Below are 17,045 nucleotides of genomic sequence, written 5' to 3'. Positions count from 1 at the left end.
GCGGGAAGCGCGCAATACGCTTCACTGGTACAAGGGCGAGCCGGGAAGAGAGATGTCAGGGAAGAACCAGTTCGAGAAACCGCGATGGGTGCGGGACGTGGTCCGTTTCCTGCCCCTCAAGAGCCAGTTCGTGCTCTCCGGCAACGTGCGCGATCTTCAGGCTGGCGAGCTGCAGCCGGGCCTGGTGACCGCACAGGGCTTCAACCAGCAGCTCTGCACGACCCTGCTTGACGAGGGCTTCAGCCGGGTCCTCAGCTGGGATCCACTGGCCGGCTTCCGTGTGTTGGGTCGGCCCGGGTCCGAGCCGGGCGAGGATGATGCCCTGCTGCGGGAGCTGGGCCTGACCCCTGCCAATGGTGCCGCCGCAGCGGGTGTCGACCTGCTCTCGGCCACCCTGCAGCGTCTGATCAATCGCAGCGGCGAACCGATCGCACTGATCGTGGACTTCGCCTCGCGCCTCAGCATTCGCAGTGACAACCTGAGTGCAGCGGAGCATCAATTGTTCACCCACGCCCTGGTGCTTGCCCACCAGGCGCGCAGCCGCCCCGCCACCGCAGCACGCAGGCCATTCTTCAACAGCGTGCTGTGGGTGGTCGAAAAGGAAGGCGACCTTCCCGATTGGCTGGTGGTCGGGAACCCACGCCTGCACCCGGTTACGGTCAGCAAGCCCGACCAGCGGATCCGCCGCGCGTTGGCACCTGCCTTGCTGAAAGGCCTGCCAGGTGCAGCAACAGCACTGCCGGACGTGCTTGCGAAATCCGTCGATTCATTCGTCACCGAGACCGAAGGCCTGCTGCTGCTGGACCTGACAGCGATCGCGCAGCTGGCCCGTGTGGAAGGCGTTGGCGTGGAGCAGATCAGCGATGCGGTGCGTCGCTACAAGATCGGCGTCACCGAAGACCCTTGGCTTCGCATCGACCGTCCCCGTATCCGCGCGGCGCAGAGCTATGTGCAGCAGCGGGTGAAGGGCCAGGACCATGCGGTGACCCACATGCTGGACATCGTCAAGCGCGCGATGACCGGCGTCGGAGTTCGCCGCAAGGGCAACCGGCCGCGCGGCGTAGCCTTCCTCGCAGGCCCGACCGGTGTCGGCAAGACCGAACTGGCAAAAACCATTACCAGTCTGCTGTTCGGGGATGAAGGGGCTTACATCCGCTTTGACATGTCCGAATTCAGTGCCGAGCATGCCGACCAGCGCTTGACCGGTGCGCCTCCCGGCTATGTTGGCTATGACGTCGGCGGCGAGCTGACCAATGCGATCCGTGAGAAACCCTTCAGCGTCGTGCTCTTTGACGAGATCGAAAAGGCGCACCCGCGCATCCTCGACAAATTCCTGCAGATCCTCGACGACGGCGTGCTTACCTCCGGCCGCGGCGACCGTGTGTACTTCTCCGAGGCGCTGATCGTCTTCACCTCCAATCTGGGCATCTACCGCCAGGGCGAACACGGCGAACGGGTCCCCAACGTGCTGCCCGGCGAAGCATTCGAGCAGGTTCAGGAAAAGGTCCACGCCGAGATAGACCGCCACTTCAAGCTGGTATTGAACCGGCCGGAGATCCTGAACCGGATCGGTGAGAACATCATCGTGTTCGATTTCATCCGCGACGAGGTCGCTGTGCAGATCTTCGAGCAGATGGTCGAGGCCACCCTGCAGGATCTGCTGGCCCAGCAGTTGACCGTGACCCTGGCGGCTGATGCCCGAGATACGCTGCAGGCGCAGTGCCTGCAGGACCTTTCCAACGGCGGCCGTGGCATCCGCAACCAGCTTGAGGCGCGCCTGCTCAACCCGCTGGCACGCGTCCTGTTCGACCAGGACGCGCAACCCGGCGAACACTTCATCATCACCGCCGCGCAGCCTGGCGGACTGGCCGTAGAACGGGCCTGAGCATGCAGGTCAGTCTGTCGCGGGCGCACTTTCCCGTCACCACGCTGGGGCCGGGCCAGCGGCTCGGCATCTGGTTCCAGGGCTGCAGCATCCGCTGCCCCGGCTGCATCTCCGCCGATACATGGGGACCGGGACATCGCCGCATCGAGGTAGAGGATCTGCTTGAGCAGCTTGCCCCTTGGTGGCAGCAGGCCGACGGGGTGACGATCTCCGGCGGCGAGCCGTTCGACCAGTTCGATGCACTGCGGGCTCTGTTGAGAGGCCTGCGTTCGCGTGGCCCAGGCGATATCCTCGTGTACAGCGGTCATTCGCTGGAGACGCTGCAGGCACCGTTGCGCCGCGCGGCAGGTCTGATCGATGGACTGATGAGCGACCCCTACCTGGCCGCTGCCGGGCAGACCCGGGCGCTGCGCGGAAGCGACAACCAGCGGCTGAGCCTGCTCACCGACCTTGGCCGCGACCGGCTTGCGGGGCTTGATCGCCTGCATGCGCCCTCAGACAACGTGCTGGACATCATGTTTGACGAGGATGGCAGCTTGTGGATGGCCGGAATCCCCCGACACAACGATCTGCTGCGCCTGCGCGGAATGCTGCGCGCGCAAGGTCATTACCTACAGACCAGCGCGCATGCCCCCAGCGGCGACGACGTGGAGTAACTGCATGATCCGATTCTGCCCGAACTGCCGTACCGAACGCGGCCTGCATGAACTGTTCTGCGAAGGCGAGGTCGGCGCGCATCCCTGCGGCTGGGATCTGGCTGGCGAGCCCATCCATGCCGATGGTTGGCGCCCCCAGATCGTGCGGACCCAGGATCAGGTCTCCGAGGCGACGCACGACGTGCGCGTCGATGCCCTCTGCAGCAACGGCCATGCACTGGAAGCCGGTGACCTGATGTGTCTGCAGTGCGGCGCCGAGCCCGCAGCCGTTGACGCGCCGGCGATGCCGCCTGCTGCCGGGACCGTCCCTGAAACACCCCACGATGGCGACGCAGGCAGTGCCGAAACGGTCATCGACCAGTGGCGGCTGTTGAGCCAGATCAGCAGCACCGATGGCATCCGCGAGCGTTACCACGCCGAGCATGCGCAGACTGGACAGGCGGCGGTGCTCACCCTGTACCGCGCTGGCGCTGAGCCCGACCCCGCGATCTACGATGTCATCCGACGGCTGCCACGTGAGCATGTGCCGGACATCATCGCGACCGGGCGCTGGGATGACCGCGCCTATGAGGTCGTGGAAATGCTTGCCGCCGGCAGCCTGGCAGACCTCGGCAGTGTCATCGCCGATCGTGAGGCGGTACGTCATGTTGTGCGGGAGCTGGGACAGGCCCTGCACGCTTTCAACGAAGCCGGCCTGCGCCACCGTGACCTGCGTCCGGCCAGCCTGCTGGTCCGGTCGCGCGACCCTCTGGACATGGTCATCAGTGGGTTCGGCTCAGCGCGTCTGTCCGAGTTCGACCTGGACATCGTTTCGCCGCTGGAAACCAGCCGTTACATGGCTCCCGAAGCGATCGCCGGCGGCGTGGCCGCCGCGTCGGACTGGTGGAGCCTGGGCATGATCCTGCTGGAGCAGCTGACCCAGGGCCGCTGCTTCGAGGGTACCCACACCAACGCCTACCTGATCCACGTGCTGGCCAATGGCGTACCCATTCCGCCCGATATCGATCCGGACCTGAATCTGCTGCTGCGCGGCCTGCTGGTGCGTGACCGCCACCAGCGCTGGCAGTGGCCGGAGGTGTCGGATTGGCTGGCCGGCATTACAGTGGCCGCCCCGCCCTCGCCTGCGCAGGAGCGCGATGAGGGCGACGGGGCAAGCCTTCGCCTGGGTGAGCGACGCTTCCATCGTCCTGCGTCCTTCGCCCTGGAGGCTGCACAGTCCGAGCACTGGGACGAAGCACGTGACAGCCTGTTGCGCGGCGTCATCGTCACCTGGGCGGACCAGGCTGGGCTTGCTCCTTCTACCGTGTCCGCGCTGCGCCAGGTGGTACAGCACGAAGGCGTGGAAGAGGACTTCAAGCTGATGCTGGCTTTGAAGATCCTCAATCCGGAAATGCCGCTCATCCACCGCGGCAGCATCGTCACGCCTGGTTGGCTGCTTGAAAACCCACTGGAAGGGTACCGCCTGATCAGCGGATCGGTACCGGACCTGCTCGAACAACTGCAGACCGACGCGTGGCTGTCGAGATTGAAGCTGCGTGCGCACAATGTGCGGCAGCGTGCGCTGCACCAACAGATCGACCTCATCGAAGAAGTGCTGCGGGTGTACCTGCTGTCCACCTCGCGGGCCCGCCTGGCCAGCCAGTGGCAGGAGCGCCAGCGGCTGCTGCCCGATACGGAGCACCCCGGCCTGGCGGCCCTGGCCGAACGCAGACTGGTCACCGAAGAAGACCTGATCGTCCTGCTCAGTGCCGCCATCGGTCAGTTCCGCTCGGTAGACGCCATCGTCGCCGACGCCACTGCACTGGCAGCCAAGGCAGGTCTTGCCGAATGGGATGCCGATGCGGCCACCCTGCTGCTGCAACACCCACGCACCGATCTGTACCGCGCGATGGACGAGCGAATCCTCGGCTTCGCGCGATCCGGCATGCCGGTCATCGACAGCTGGGCCGAACAGTTCCGCCTGGAACGGCGCATGCCACTGGCGCGCGCGCTCGTGGTGCTGGCCGTTCCCGGCAGCCGCTGGCAGCAGCCACAACGGCAGCAGTACGTGGCCCAGATCCTGGACTTCTTCGAGAAGAAGGTGGTCACCGCTGTCATGCGCGGGCCGCTGGTCCGGATGAGCATCGGCAAGACCACCGCGCGGGTGGATATCCACGAACTGAACTGTGTGCGACGCCCGGCCGCCGCCCTGCTCGACCACCTCATGCAGCGCAACGCACGCGCCGTCGCTGTCGATCCGGAAGCTCTCCAGCGCACCCCGTCGGTTGAGCAGCGGCTGCGCTCGCTGCTGCGCCAAAGCACCCTCTACAAGCGCGATACCGGCATCGATGGCCTGTACCTTGGCTTTCCCTTCCTGCTCAGCCGCGATCCGCGCAGCAACGCGCGCGCCCGCATCGTTCCGCTGCTGTTGTGGCCGGTAAAGCTGGACATGGGACTGGCCCAACGCTACCAGGCCAACCTTGCCTTCGATGGCGAGCGCGAGGAGGTGCGGATCAATCCAGCACTGGAAAGCATCCTCGGTCCTGAGATGTTCCGCCGCTGGCAGACATCGGCCGATGAGCTGCTGGGCCGGTCGTCGCTGCGCGCGTCCGACGTGATGGATGCCTTCGGCATGCTGGCCCGTGTCCGCTCGCGCACCCTGACGGCCCTGCCAGGCCCGGATGTGGCGGTGGATCCACTTGGCGACGAACTGGAATGTGCCGCTGTCCTGTTCCATGTCACCTTCATGGGCCAGGCGATTGGCGAGGACCTTCGCCAGTTGAAGGTGCTCCCGCCCAATGGCACCGGCCTGGAGACCGCCCTGCGCCTGGCGCCGCCTGCGGACCATGCAGCCCCGACCTCCGCGCCAGGTGAGCTGGATCGCTACTTCACTGTCGCCAGCGATCCTTCGCAGGAGGCGGCGGTGCTGCAGGCCCGGCAAGGCCCAGGCCTGTTGATCGAGGGGCCACCCGGCACCGGCAAGAGCCAGACCATCGTCAACATGGTGGCCGATGCCATCGGTCGCGGTCGCAGCCTGCTCATCGTGTGCCAGAAGCACGCTGCCCTTGAAGTGGTGCACAAGCGTCTGGTTGCCGAAGGTCTGGGGCAGCGCATCGTCATGGTCAACGACGTCAACCAGGATCGAGAGCCCGTCATCCGCGCGATACGCGAGCAGTTGGAACGCTTGTTCGCCGAGGGCAGTGGTGACCCGGACGGGCGCGCAGCGCGCGAGCGTACCGCCGTACGCATCGAATCGCTCGAGGGTGAACTGGATCGCTTCCAGCACAGCCTGCATCGCATCGATCCGCTCAGCCACCTCAGCTATCGGCAGTTGCTGGGCGAGCTGATCGAACTGGAGACGGGCCTGCCGCCCCTGGAGTTTCCCGCGCTGCGGCAACGCCTGGGCACACTGGACATGGCCCAGCTCACGGCGCTTGAAGAGCAGTGTGCACCGCTGGTGCGCTGGTGGCTGCCGGCGCGCTACGAAGGCAGTGCTCTGGCGGATCTTCGGCCGTTTGCCGCCGATAGCGCCACGCTGGACGCCTTCGCCGAAAGCCTGCATGCCTTCGTGCAGGCCGAACGGCAACGCCAGCAGGCATTGGCCGACCATCCTGCCAGCTTCGAGATCGAAGACGCGGCGCCCTATCGGGCCTGGATCAGCGCGCATGTGACCACGCTGCTGGCCCTGCGTGACGAACAGCGCCAGCGTCTCGCCCGCTGGCTGCCGCTCTTCCGCAGCCCAAGCGGCGGCGATCCGGTGAAGGGCGACAGCCTGGTCGTCCAGCTGCGGCGGGTCGAGCAGCAGCTTGGCCAGGTCGCTCACGGCAGCGGGGTACCCGGTCTCTCCAGCACATTGGCCAGACTGGATGAAGCCACATTGCGCCGGCATGAGCAGGACTGCATGAGCGTGATCGCGCGAACCACCTGGTGGTCCCGCCTGAATCCACGCCACGTCGTTCAGCGCGGCCGCCTTGATCGCCTGCTGCGCGACCATGGCGGCGTCACCCGCGATGGGGCCCTGCCGGCCCTGCTGGGCGCAGTGCGCCTGGAGCTGCAACTGGCGCCGTTGCGCAGCCATTACAACAGCGGCCGCTTGGCACTGGGGCTGCCCGCCGTCGCTGAAGACGGCGGCGCCGACCTGCTGCCTCAACTGCAACAGGACCTTGCTGGGCTGCTGGAAGTGCAGGCTCTGGCGCGTGCACTTGCCCAATCCCCACGCGCCCAGCAGACCGATACCGCCATGCTGACCGGCGACAAGGCCCAGCTGCAGATGCTGCTGGATGACTTGGACGCCTCCCTGTTGAGGCACGCTGCGCGCCAAGCGAGCCTGCACCAGCTTGCATCACTCCAGGACTGGCTCGACGACCGGCTGGCCCAACAACTGCGGCATAACGTCCTGCACAACCTGGACAACCAGCTTGCGCTGGACCGGCTGCAGGGCGCGCTGCCAACCCTGCCGGCCTATCAGCGGTTCCGTGGCCGCGCGGGCCAGCTGGATGAGGCTGCACTGCAACTGCTGGGACAGCTGCGCCAGCGTGAGGCACAGCTGGATGCACTGCCACCCGACCAGCTGGAAAGCGCCGTACGCCGGTTGTTGAACCGCGAAGCACGGCTTGGCTGGAAACATCGTATCGAGCACGAGCTTCCCGAACTGCAGTTCAGCCAGGACGAAGCACAGGCGAAGATCAGCTCTCTGGCCGAGGCCGACCGGCAGATGCGTCGCCTTAACCGCGACCTGCTTGGCAGTCAGCTGGATATGGACTCTCTGGGCAATCGCAAGCAATGGGAAGACGTTACCCGGCTGACCGGACGCCGCTCGCGGCGCCTGCGTGAGTTCATCGAGCTGGGCAGCGCACTGGGCCTCATGCACCTTCGCCCAGTCTGGCTGATGAACCCGGATGTGGCCAGCCGGGTGCTGCCACTACAGGCCGGCCTGTTCGATACCGTGATCTACGATGAGGCTTCGCAGATGCCGGTGGAGTACGCCCTCCCCACCCTGTTCCGTGGCAAGGTCACGGTCGTCAGCGGTGACGAAAAGCAGATGCCGCCCACGGCGTTCTTTTCCAGCCGCGTGGAAAGTGATGAAGCCGAAGTGTTCGATGGCGAAGAACCTGACGCAGAGGCCGACGAGGCGCAGCGCGAGGCGTTCGAGGACGATTGGAACCGGCGCGAGATCAAGGATTGCCCTGATCTGCTGCAGTTGGCGCGCACCGTGCTGCCCAGCACCACCCTACAGATCCACTACCGCTCGGCGTACCGCGAGCTCATCGGTTTCTCCAACGCATCCTTCTATGGCAACCGTCTCAACGTACCCGTCCGTCACCCGCAGGCACGCATCCAGCAGGTCAAGCCGCTGCAGCTGATCCAGGTCGATGGCCTGTACCAGAACCAGAGCAACGCGCTGGAGGCCGAACGCGTGGTGGCCTACCTCGAGAACCTCTGGCAGTCGCCCCATGCGCAGCGTCCCTCGGTGGGCGTGGTGACCTTCAACCGCAAGCAGGCCGAGCTGATCGAGGACCAGCTGGAACTGCGGGCCAGCGAGGACGAGTCGTTCCGCGTGGCCCTGCAGCAGGAACGTGAGCGCATCGTGGAAGGTGAAGACATGTCGGTGTTCATCAAGAACGTGGAGAACGTTCAGGGCGACGAGCGCGACGTGATCGTGTTCTCCACCACCTTCGGCCGCAATGGCCAGGGCACGTTCCGCCGCAACTTCGGTGTGCTCGGCCAGACCGGCGGCGAGCGGAGACTGAACGTAGCCGTCACCCGTGCTCGACAGAAGGTGGTGATGATCACCTCGATGCCGATCAACGATGTGTCGGACATGTTCAATACCCAGCGCGCCCCCGCCACCCCGCGCGACTATCTGCAAGGCTACCTGGAGTATGCACGTGCCCTGTGTGCGGGCGAGTTCGAGGCGAGCACCAGCCTGCTGAACCGCCTGCAGACCGACCGCAGCACGGTTCCCAGCACGGCACGCAGCGCACAGGACGGCTTCGTCGCCATCGTCGGGGACTACCTGCGCTCGCTGGGCTGGGCCGCCAATCCGGCCAGCGAAGGGGATGCCTTCGGCCTGGATTTCGCCATCGAAGACCCGCGCACAGGCCTGTACGCCATCGGCATCGAATGCGACGCACCGAGCCATGGCCTGCTGCAGCGGGCGCGCGCCCGCGAGATCTGGCGCCCGACCGTGCTCGGGCGCGCCATTCCACGGCTGCATCGTGTGTCGTCGCAGGGCTGGTACCACGACGGTGATGGCGAACGCGCACGCCTGCGCCAGGCGGTGGAGCAGGCATTGGAGATGTCCGCCCCACCCCCTGAGCGAGAGCACGTTCCTGCCCCGGAGGCCTCCGCATGAGCGGCCCGAAAGTCGTCCGTTTCCGGTCCGAAGCCGAACTCCGCGCCCTCCGCGAGCAAATGCTGCGCCTGCTGGAACGCGAGGTGCAGCGTTGGCAGCAACGTGCCCAGCAGCTGCAGAGCCTGGAACAGGCCCAGCTCACCGCCGTACTGGCACGCCGTGACACCCTGCGCGCGGCAGCCGCCGAAAGTGACAATGCGTTTTACGATTCCCAGGTGAAGGCCGAGATGGCCTGGCTGCGCGCTGACCTCGCTGAGCGCGAGGAACGCGCGACAGAACAGCGCATCGCCCAGCGACAACGCGTCCGGCAACAGCAACAGAATGCCGCTACCGTCCTCAGAGCACTGCATGAGGGCGGCGTAGCCGTGGATGCAGAACTGTCCCGGGCGCTGACCCGGCTGGCTGAGGGTGGTGCCGAAGCCGATGCCGAAACGCTGCTGGCACGGGCCACGCTGGCGCTTTCCCCGCCCGAACAGGGCGAGGCACTCAGCCAGGCACAGCGCGATATTGCCGACGTCCTGCGTGAGGATGCCTCCGGACGCTCCACTGCCTGGCACCCGGCGCCCATCACACGTGACCCGCGGCTGCTGCGTATTGATCGGCACATCGCCGAACTGCAGCTGCTGCAGGGAGAAGGCTTCTCCGCGGCATTCCAGGCAGCGCTGCGTGCGGCCGAGGCCGAGACCGACGCGCAGCGACGCAACCTCCTCCTGGACAGTCTGGTACTGGATCTTGCCAGCGCCGCCACGACCCTTCGCCAGCAGCGCGAGCACCTGACGCACCTGCAGGATCTGGCCCATATCCTCGGTACGCTTGATGCGGACACCCACGGCGGGCTGCTGCGCGAGGTCGCCGCAGCCGATACCGACGTGCCGGCCGCCCGCCTCCGTGCCCTGGCCGATGCTTGCCAGCGCGCCATCGATGATCACCATCAGGTCCAGGCGGCCGCTTCGCGTCGCGCCGCCCTGCTGGCCGGGCTTGCCGAGCTGGGCTACGAAGTGCATGAAGGCATGGCAACCGCCTGGTCCGACCAGGGGCGCGTCGTTCTACGTCGACCCGCCAGCCCCGGCTATGGCGTGGAACTCGGTGGCACTGCCGGAACTGGTCGATTGCAGGTGCGCGCCGTGGCGATGGACACCCAGCGCGACCGCAGCCGCGACCGCGACGTGGAAGCACTCTGGTGTGGTGACTTCTCACGCCTGCAGGCACAGCTGAACGCGCAGGGCAGCGACCTGCAGATCGAGCGGGCCCTGGGCGTGGGGGAAGTGCCACTGAAGGAAGTGGAAGGTCTTGCCGAGCCTGCCCGGTCAGTCGCCGATACCGCCAAACGCTCTGGAGACAGCCCGCCGCGCTGACGGGCACGACGATGGGCTGCGGGTAACGCCGGGCCCTGCCCGGCGGCCGTCACGGAACAGTTCTTGCATGCACTCCGGCACCTCCAGCCGCAGTGCCCGTGATGTCCGAGAACGAAGACGCAGGCGAAAAAACCGAACAGCCAACAGAAAAACGCCTCCGTGAAGCCCGCGAACAGGGCAACATCCCGCGCTCGCGTGAGCTGGCCACCGTTGCAGTGTTCGGCGCGGCGGTCATCGCCATCATGGCCAGCAGCGCCTCGCTCGGCGCCGGCGGCCGTGCCTGGATGCGCGCCGCGCTCAGCCCCGAACCGGGGTTGTGGCAGAACCCGCAGCTGCTGTTCGGTCACTTCGGCATGCTGTTCCTGCGCCTGCTGCTGGCCTGCTGGCCGTTGCTGCTGGTCTGCGTGCTGGCCAGCTTCCTGTCGCCCCTGGTGATGGGCGGCCTGCGCTGGTCGAACAAGTCGCTGATGCCCGACCTGAAGCGTCTCAGCCCCCTGGCCGGCATCAAGCGCATCTGGGGCGCCGAAGCCGTGGCCGAGTTCATCAAATCGCTGCTGCGCGTGGCCTTTGTGGGTGTGTCGGCCACCCTGGTCTTCGCCGCCAGCTTCGACAGCCTGCGCGGCCTGCTCAACCAGCCGCTGGAAACGGCCATCGCCCATGGCCTGGGCTTCACCCTGAAGCTGCTGCTGGCCGCGGCCGGCTCGATGCTGGTGCTGGCCGCCATCGACGCGCCGTACCAGCGCTGGAACTGGATGCGCAAGCTGAAGATGACCCGCGAGGAGCTGCGCCGGGAAATGAAGGAAAGCGAGGGCAGCCCGGAAGTGAAGGGCCGCATCCGGCAGATGCAGCAGCAGCTGGCCAACCGCCGGATGATGGAAGCCGTACCCACCGCCGACGTGGTGGTGGTCAACCCGACCCACTACGCCGTGGCACTGAAGTACGAAGGCGGCAGCATGAACGCCCCCACCGTGGTCGCCTTGGGCGTGGACGAAACCGCCCTGCGCATCCGTGAAGTGGCCGACGGCAACAAGGTCGCCATTGTCTCTGCCCCGCCTTTGGCACGGGCCTTGTATCGGGAAGGGCAACTCGGCAAGGAAATTCCCGTGAGACTGTATTCAGCCGTCGCCCAGGTGCTGTCCTACGTCTACCAGCTGCGCAGCTGGCGGACCGGCCCGATGCCGTCCGCCCCGCATGTCGACGTGGATGAGTTCGGCCAGGGAGGTCGCCCATGAGCGCGCAGGCCTCCGGCTTCAACACCCGCCGCGCCCTGGAGATGATCCGCCAGGGCCTTGGCGCGCCGCTGATCGTGCTGGCCCTGCTGGCCATGGTGGTGGTCCCACTGGCCGCGCCGGTCCTCGATGCCCTGTTCACCTTCAACATCGCCATCTCGCTGATGGTGCTGCTGGCGGTGGTCTACGTGAAGCGTCCGCTGGACTTCACCATCTTCCCGATCGTGCTGCTGGTCACCACCATGCTGCGGCTGGCGCTGAACGTCGCCTCCACCCGCGTGATCCTGCTCAACGGCCAGAACGGCCACGACGCGGCCGGCAAGGTCATCGCCGCCTTCGGCGAGTTCGTCATCGGTGGCAACTACGCCGTCGGCATCGTGGTGTTCGCCATCCTCACCATCATCAACTTCGTGGTCATCACCAAGGGCGCCGGGCGCGTCTCGGAAGTGACCGCGCGCTTCATCCTCGACGCCATGCCCGGCAAGCAGATGGCCATCGACGCCGATCTGAACGCCGGTTTGCTGACGCGGGAAGAAGCCAAGGCCCGCCGTGAGGAGGTCCGCGAGGAAGCCGACTTCTACGGTGCGATGGACGGTGCGAGCAAGTTCATCCGCGGCGATGCCATCGCCGGCATCCTGATCCTGTTCATCAACATGCTCGGCGGCCTGGCCGTGGGCGTGCTGCAGCATGGCATTCCGTTCGGCGATGCCGCTGCCACCTATACCCTGCTGTCCATTGGTGACGGCCTGGTGGCGCAGCTGCCGGCCCTGCTGATCTCCAGCGCCGTGGCCATGCTGGTCACCCGCGCCTCGCGCTCGCAGGACATGGCCCAGGCGATGACCGGCCAGGTGTTCGGCCAGTACCGCGCACTGGCCATCACCGCCGGCATCATCGGCCTGGTCGGCCTGGTGCCGGGCATGCCGAACGTCGCTTTCCTGACGCTGGCCGCGATCCTCGGCTTCATCGCCTGGAAGCTGTACCGCAAGCAGCAGGCCCCGGCCGCCGACGAGGCCGCCAAGGCCGGCGAAAACGGCCCGCTGAACGCCCTCGGCCGCCCGACCGCAGCCGCCCCCACCGCCGAACTGAGCTGGGACGAACTGCGCCCGGTCGATCCGCTGGGCCTGGAAGTCGGCTACCGGCTGATTCCGCTGGTGGATGCCAACCAGGGCGGCGAACTGATGGCGCGCATCAAGGGCGTGCGCCGCAAGCTCACCCAGGACGTGGGCTTCCTGATCCCGTCCGTGCACATCCGCGACAACCTGGAGCTGCCCGCCAACGGCTACCGCGTGCTGGTGCATGGCGTGCCGGTGGCCACCGCCGACATCCACCCCGACCGCGAACTGGCCCTGGACCCGGGCAGTGCGCTGGGCCCGCTGGATGGCATCGCCGGCAAAGACCCCGCGTTCGGCCTGGATGCCACCTGGATCCAGCCCCACCAGCGCGCCCAGGCCGAGACCATGGGCTACACGGTGGTGGACCCGGCTACGGTGGTCGCCACGCATCTGTCCCATCTGATCCGCGAACACGCGCCGGAACTGCTGGGCCACGAAGAAGTGCAGCACCTGCTGGCCAACCTGGGCAAGAGCGCGCCCAAGCTCGTCGAAGATCTGACGCCCAAGGCGCTGCCGCTGTCGGCGGTGGTGCGCGTGCTGCAGAACCTGCTGGTGGAGCGCATCCCGATCCGCCAGCTGCGCAAGATCGCCGAAGCGCTGGTCGAGCACGCGCCGATGAGCCAGGACCCCGCCACGCTGACCGCTGCCGTGCGCACCGCGCTGGGCCGCTTCATCGTGCAGGAGATCGCCGGAATGTCGGCGGAGCTGCCGGTGTTCACCCTCAACCCGCAATTGGAACGTGTCTTGCAGGAGTCCACGCAGGGCAACGGCGCCGCGCTGGAACCCGGACTCGCAGAGCGACTGCACCAGAGCCTGGCCGAATGTGTCAGCAAGCAGGAAGCGCGAAACGAGCCGGCGGTCGTGCTGGTACCGGGCCCGGTGCGTGCCGCGCTGGCCCGCCTGGTCCGCCACAGCGTTCCGTCGCTGTCGGTCCTGGCCTACAGCGAGGTGCCGGAAGACAAGCGCCTGAAGCTGGTCGGAACGATCAGCTGACACCCGCCTGCCACGCGCCAGAAAACAGACACCACTTTCAAACCGCACCACACGACAGATTCCAAGGGGAACCCGAACCGTGCAGACCACCGACCATCCGCGTTCTCCGACCGCCACTCCGCCGACCGCGTCCCGTGACCACAGCATGAAAATCAAACGATTCGTCGCCGCCGACATGCGTTCGGCCATGAACCTGGTGCGCAAGGAACACGGCCCGGATGCCGTGATCCTGTCCAACCGCCGGATCGAGGAAGGTATCGAGATCGTCGCCGCGGCCAACTACGACGAAAGCGCCGTGCAGCGCGCACTGGAAGCATCGCGCCGCGACGTTGCTCCGCCGCCGCCGAAGCCGCGCACCGCCGCCGACGCCGTCATTGCCGCCGTGACCCGCCGCCGCAGCGCTACCCCGGCCGCCGAACCGGTTGCCGCGACCACCTCGGCCGTGGCCGCCCTGGCACGCGCCGCCGTCGGCGCCACCGGCCGCACCCTGGACAGCGCTGACGAAATCGTGCCGACCCGCGGCAGCACCGGCTTCGCCGCCACCCTGGCCCGTGCCAGCGTCAACGAATCGGCACTGCCGGAACAGATCTTCGCCCCCTATGCCGACGCCATCGTGGCACCGCCGACGCAGGCACCGGTCGCCGCCGCGCCGATCAACCGCGCACGCTTCCTGATCGATCCGCCGCTGGAAGACACCGCCGCCGTCGTGCCGCCGCCCATCCCGGCCCCGGCCCCGGCCCCGGCCGCCAGCGTCGCCGCCGCTCCGCTGGAAGCCCCTGTTGCCCCGGTCCAGGCCGTTGCCCCGGTCATCGAAGTGCCGGTTGCCGAAGCCCCCGCCAATGATCCGGCGCCGCCGGTCGCGCCCCTGCCGGCGCCCGCCCCGCAGCTGGCTGCCGCCCCGGCGCTGACCATGGTCGCCGCCGATGACGGAGAGATCCGCCAGCTGCGCCAGGAAGTGGCCGGCATGCGCCAGGTGATCGAGCGCGAGATGAACCGCTTCACCGATGAGCGCCTTCGCGGCTGCCCGGTGCGCGCCACCGCCCTGGACCTGATGGACGAGTACGGCTTCGACGCCGGCCTGTCGCGCGACGTGGCCATGCAGATCCCGCTGGACACCGAAGCCCATCGTGGCCGCGGCCTGATGCTGGGGCTGATCTCGCGCAAGCTGCCGATCGCCCCGGTCGACCCGCTGGAAGAAGGCGGCGTGATCGCCTTGGTCGGCCCGACCGGCGCCGGCAAGACCACCACCATCGCCAAGCTGGCCTCTCGCTTCGCCGAAAAGCACGCCCCGCGTGACGTCGCCCTGGTGACCACCGATACGATGCGCATCGGCGCCCGCGAGCAGCTGTACGGCTACGGCCGCCAGCTCGGCATCGCCGTCCACGAAGCCAACAGCGGCACCGATCTGGACCAGCTGCTGGAGCGCCTGCAGGATTACAAGCTGGTGCTGATCGACACCGCCGGCCTGGGCCCGCGTGACCGCGCCCTCGCCGCCCAGCTGCAGTGGCTGCGCGCCGCACGCCAGGTGCGCACCCTGCTGGTGCTGCCGGCCAACACCAGCTTCGGCGACATGGACGAGGTCGTCCGCCGGTTCGGCGCGGCCAACCTGCAGGGCCTGGTGCTGAGCAAGCTGGACGAGACCGGCCGCTTCGGCAACGCCCTTTCGGTGGCCGTCGACCACGCCCTGCCGATCACCTGGGTGACCGACGGCCAGGACGTGCCGGAGGACCTGCACCGGGCCAGTGCAGCCAATCTTGTACTTCGCCTTGAAGATTTGCGCCGAGCGGCCGATATGCCCTGCAACCCGGAGTTGAACCATGCCGTCGCGTGAGTACGCCAAGCTGACCACTACCTTCCCGCTGTCGGCCACCCGCAGCGAGCCGCTTGGCCCTGTCCGCACCATTGCGGTGACCGGCGGCAAGGGCGGCGTGGGCAAGACCAACGTGTCGGCCAACCTGGCCGTGGCGCTGGCGGGCATGGGCAAGCGCACCCTGCTGCTGGACGCCGACCTCGGCCTGGCCAACATCGACGTCATCCTCGGCCTGAACCCGAAGTTCACCCTGGCCGACCTGGTGGCCGGCCGCTGCAGCCTGGAAGACGTGATCATCGAAGGCCCCAACGGGGTGCTGGTGGTCCCGGCCGCGTCGGGCCGCCGGCACATGGCCGAACTGGCCCCGGCCGAACATGTCGGCCTGGTCAACGTGTTCTCCGAACTGGAACGCGAGCTGGACATCATGGTGGTGGACACCGCCGCCGGCATCACCGATGGCGTGCTGACCTTCTGCCAGGCCGCGCAGGACACGGTGGTGGTGGTCTGCGACGAGCCGGCCTCGATCACCGATGCCTACGCGCTCATCAAGGTGCTCTCGCGCGAACGTGGCGTAGACCGCATCCAGGTGGTGGCCAACATGGTGCGCGACCCCAACGAAGGGCGCGTGCTGTATGAAAAGCTGACCCGCGTCTGCGAGAAGTTCCTCGCCGATGTCTCGCTGAACTACCTGGGCTGCGTCCCGCAGGATGACTGGCTGCGCCTGTCGGTGCAGCGCCAGCAGCCGGTGGTCAAGGCCTATCCGTCGAGCCCGGCCGCACTGGCCATCACCGAGATTGCCCGCCGCACCGCCCGCTGGCAGGCGCCGACCGAACCGCGCGGTGGCGTTGAATTCTTCCTGGAACGCATCCTCAAGCAGCGTGGGGTGACCGTATGAAAGGCGCAGCCCAGTACAAGGAAGTCCAGCGCGCCAGCGCGACCGATGTGATCGTCCAGCACTCGGACCTGGTGCGCCGCATCGCCCACCATCTGGCCGCCCGCCTGCCCGCCAGTGTCGAGGTGGACGATCTGATCCAGGCCGGCATGATGGGCCTGATCGAAGCCTCGCGCAGCTATGACGCAGACCAGGGCGCCTCGTTCGAGACCTACGCCTCGATCCGCATCCGCGGTTCGATGATCGACGAGATCCGCCGTGGCGACTGGGTGCCGCGCTCGGTCCACCGCCGCGCCCGCGACGCCGCCGCCACCATCCGCCGGCTGGAACAGACCAGTGGCCGTGCGGCCAGCGCCACCGAAGTGGCCGCCGCGATGGACATGCCGCTGCCCGAGTACCTGCGCCTGATGGAAGACGCCTCGCGTGGCCAGGTGTTGAGCCTGGAATCGCGCATCGAGGACCAGGGCGAGCTGGACACCGTCGCCCAGGGCGGCCCGACCCCGCAGCAGGTGCTGGAACGCGGCGAGTTCGGCCGCGAACTGGGCAAGGCCATCGGCCACCTGCCTGAACGCGAACAGCTGGTGCTGTCGCTGTACTACGAGCAGGAGCTGAACCTGAAGGAGATCGGCGCGGTGCTCGGCGTCAGCGAGTCGCGGGTCTGCCAGATCCACGGCCAGGCCGTGCTGCGCCTGCGCGGCCGCCTGAAGATCTTCGAGGCCGTCGATGCCGGCCTGGAAGAATGAACATGCACGAGGCGGCTGCCCCCGGCCGCCCGTAGT

At 67.4% G+C, this 17,045-nt stretch carries 9 protein-coding genes; all 9 read left to right on the top strand.

Annotated elements, in window-relative coordinates; translation table 11 throughout:
• The first annotated feature begins 52 nt into the window (after positions 1-52).
• Positions 53-1,885, top strand: a complete 1,833-nt coding sequence (locus tag C1924_RS09675; protein ID WP_108765098.1) for an AAA family ATPase — start codon at positions 53-55, stop codon at positions 1,883-1,885.
• A gap of 2 nt (positions 1,886-1,887) precedes the next feature.
• Complete coding sequence (locus C1924_RS09670; protein WP_108765097.1) at positions 1,888-2,541, top strand: 4Fe-4S single cluster domain-containing protein; 654 nt, start codon at positions 1,888-1,890, stop codon at positions 2,539-2,541.
• Positions 2,513-8,875 (top strand): AAA domain-containing protein, encoded by a 6,363-nt coding sequence (locus tag C1924_RS09665; RefSeq protein ID WP_254051269.1) that lies wholly within the window; start codon positions 2,513-2,515, stop codon positions 8,873-8,875. The genes C1924_RS09670 and C1924_RS09665 overlap by 29 nt, the downstream gene beginning before the upstream one ends.
• Positions 8,872-10,230 (top strand): hypothetical protein, encoded by a 1,359-nt coding sequence (locus tag C1924_RS09660; protein WP_216821588.1) that lies wholly within the window; start codon positions 8,872-8,874, stop codon positions 10,228-10,230. The genes C1924_RS09665 and C1924_RS09660 overlap by 4 nt, the downstream gene beginning before the upstream one ends.
• Positions 10,231-10,331: 101 nt before the next feature.
• Complete coding sequence (gene flhB, locus C1924_RS09655) at positions 10,332-11,462, top strand: flagellar biosynthesis protein FlhB (protein WP_108765095.1); 1,131 nt, start codon at positions 10,332-10,334, stop codon at positions 11,460-11,462.
• The gene (flhA, locus tag C1924_RS09650; RefSeq protein ID WP_108765094.1) at positions 11,459-13,564 is read left to right on the top strand and encodes a flagellar biosynthesis protein FlhA; all 2,106 of its coding nucleotides are present in this window, start codon (positions 11,459-11,461) and stop codon (positions 13,562-13,564) included. The genes flhB and flhA overlap by 4 nt, the downstream gene beginning before the upstream one ends.
• A gap of 145 nt (positions 13,565-13,709) precedes the next feature.
• Entirely contained in the window at positions 13,710-15,395 is a 1,686-nt protein-coding gene (flhF, locus tag C1924_RS09645; RefSeq protein WP_108765093.1) for a flagellar biosynthesis protein FlhF, read from the top strand.
• Positions 15,382-16,269, top strand: coding sequence for a MinD/ParA family protein (locus C1924_RS09640; RefSeq protein ID WP_108765092.1), 888 nt, complete (start codon positions 15,382-15,384; stop codon positions 16,267-16,269). Before flhF ends, C1924_RS09640 begins: the two co-directional genes overlap by 14 nt.
• Positions 16,266-17,009: an RNA polymerase sigma factor FliA gene (locus C1924_RS09635; RefSeq protein WP_108765091.1), complete on the top strand. Its 744-nt coding sequence runs from the start codon at positions 16,266-16,268 to the stop codon at positions 17,007-17,009. Before C1924_RS09640 ends, C1924_RS09635 begins: the two co-directional genes overlap by 4 nt.
• The last annotated feature ends 36 nt before the right edge of the window (positions 17,010-17,045 follow it).

Origin of the sequence: Stenotrophomonas sp. ESTM1D_MKCIP4_1, from assembly GCF_003086895.1 — a bacterium.
In the GTDB taxonomy this organism is placed as follows: domain Bacteria; phylum Pseudomonadota; class Gammaproteobacteria; order Xanthomonadales; family Xanthomonadaceae; genus Stenotrophomonas.
The sequence above is the reverse complement of the archived record's forward strand: the minus strand, read 5'-3'. Positions and strand labels throughout refer to the sequence as shown.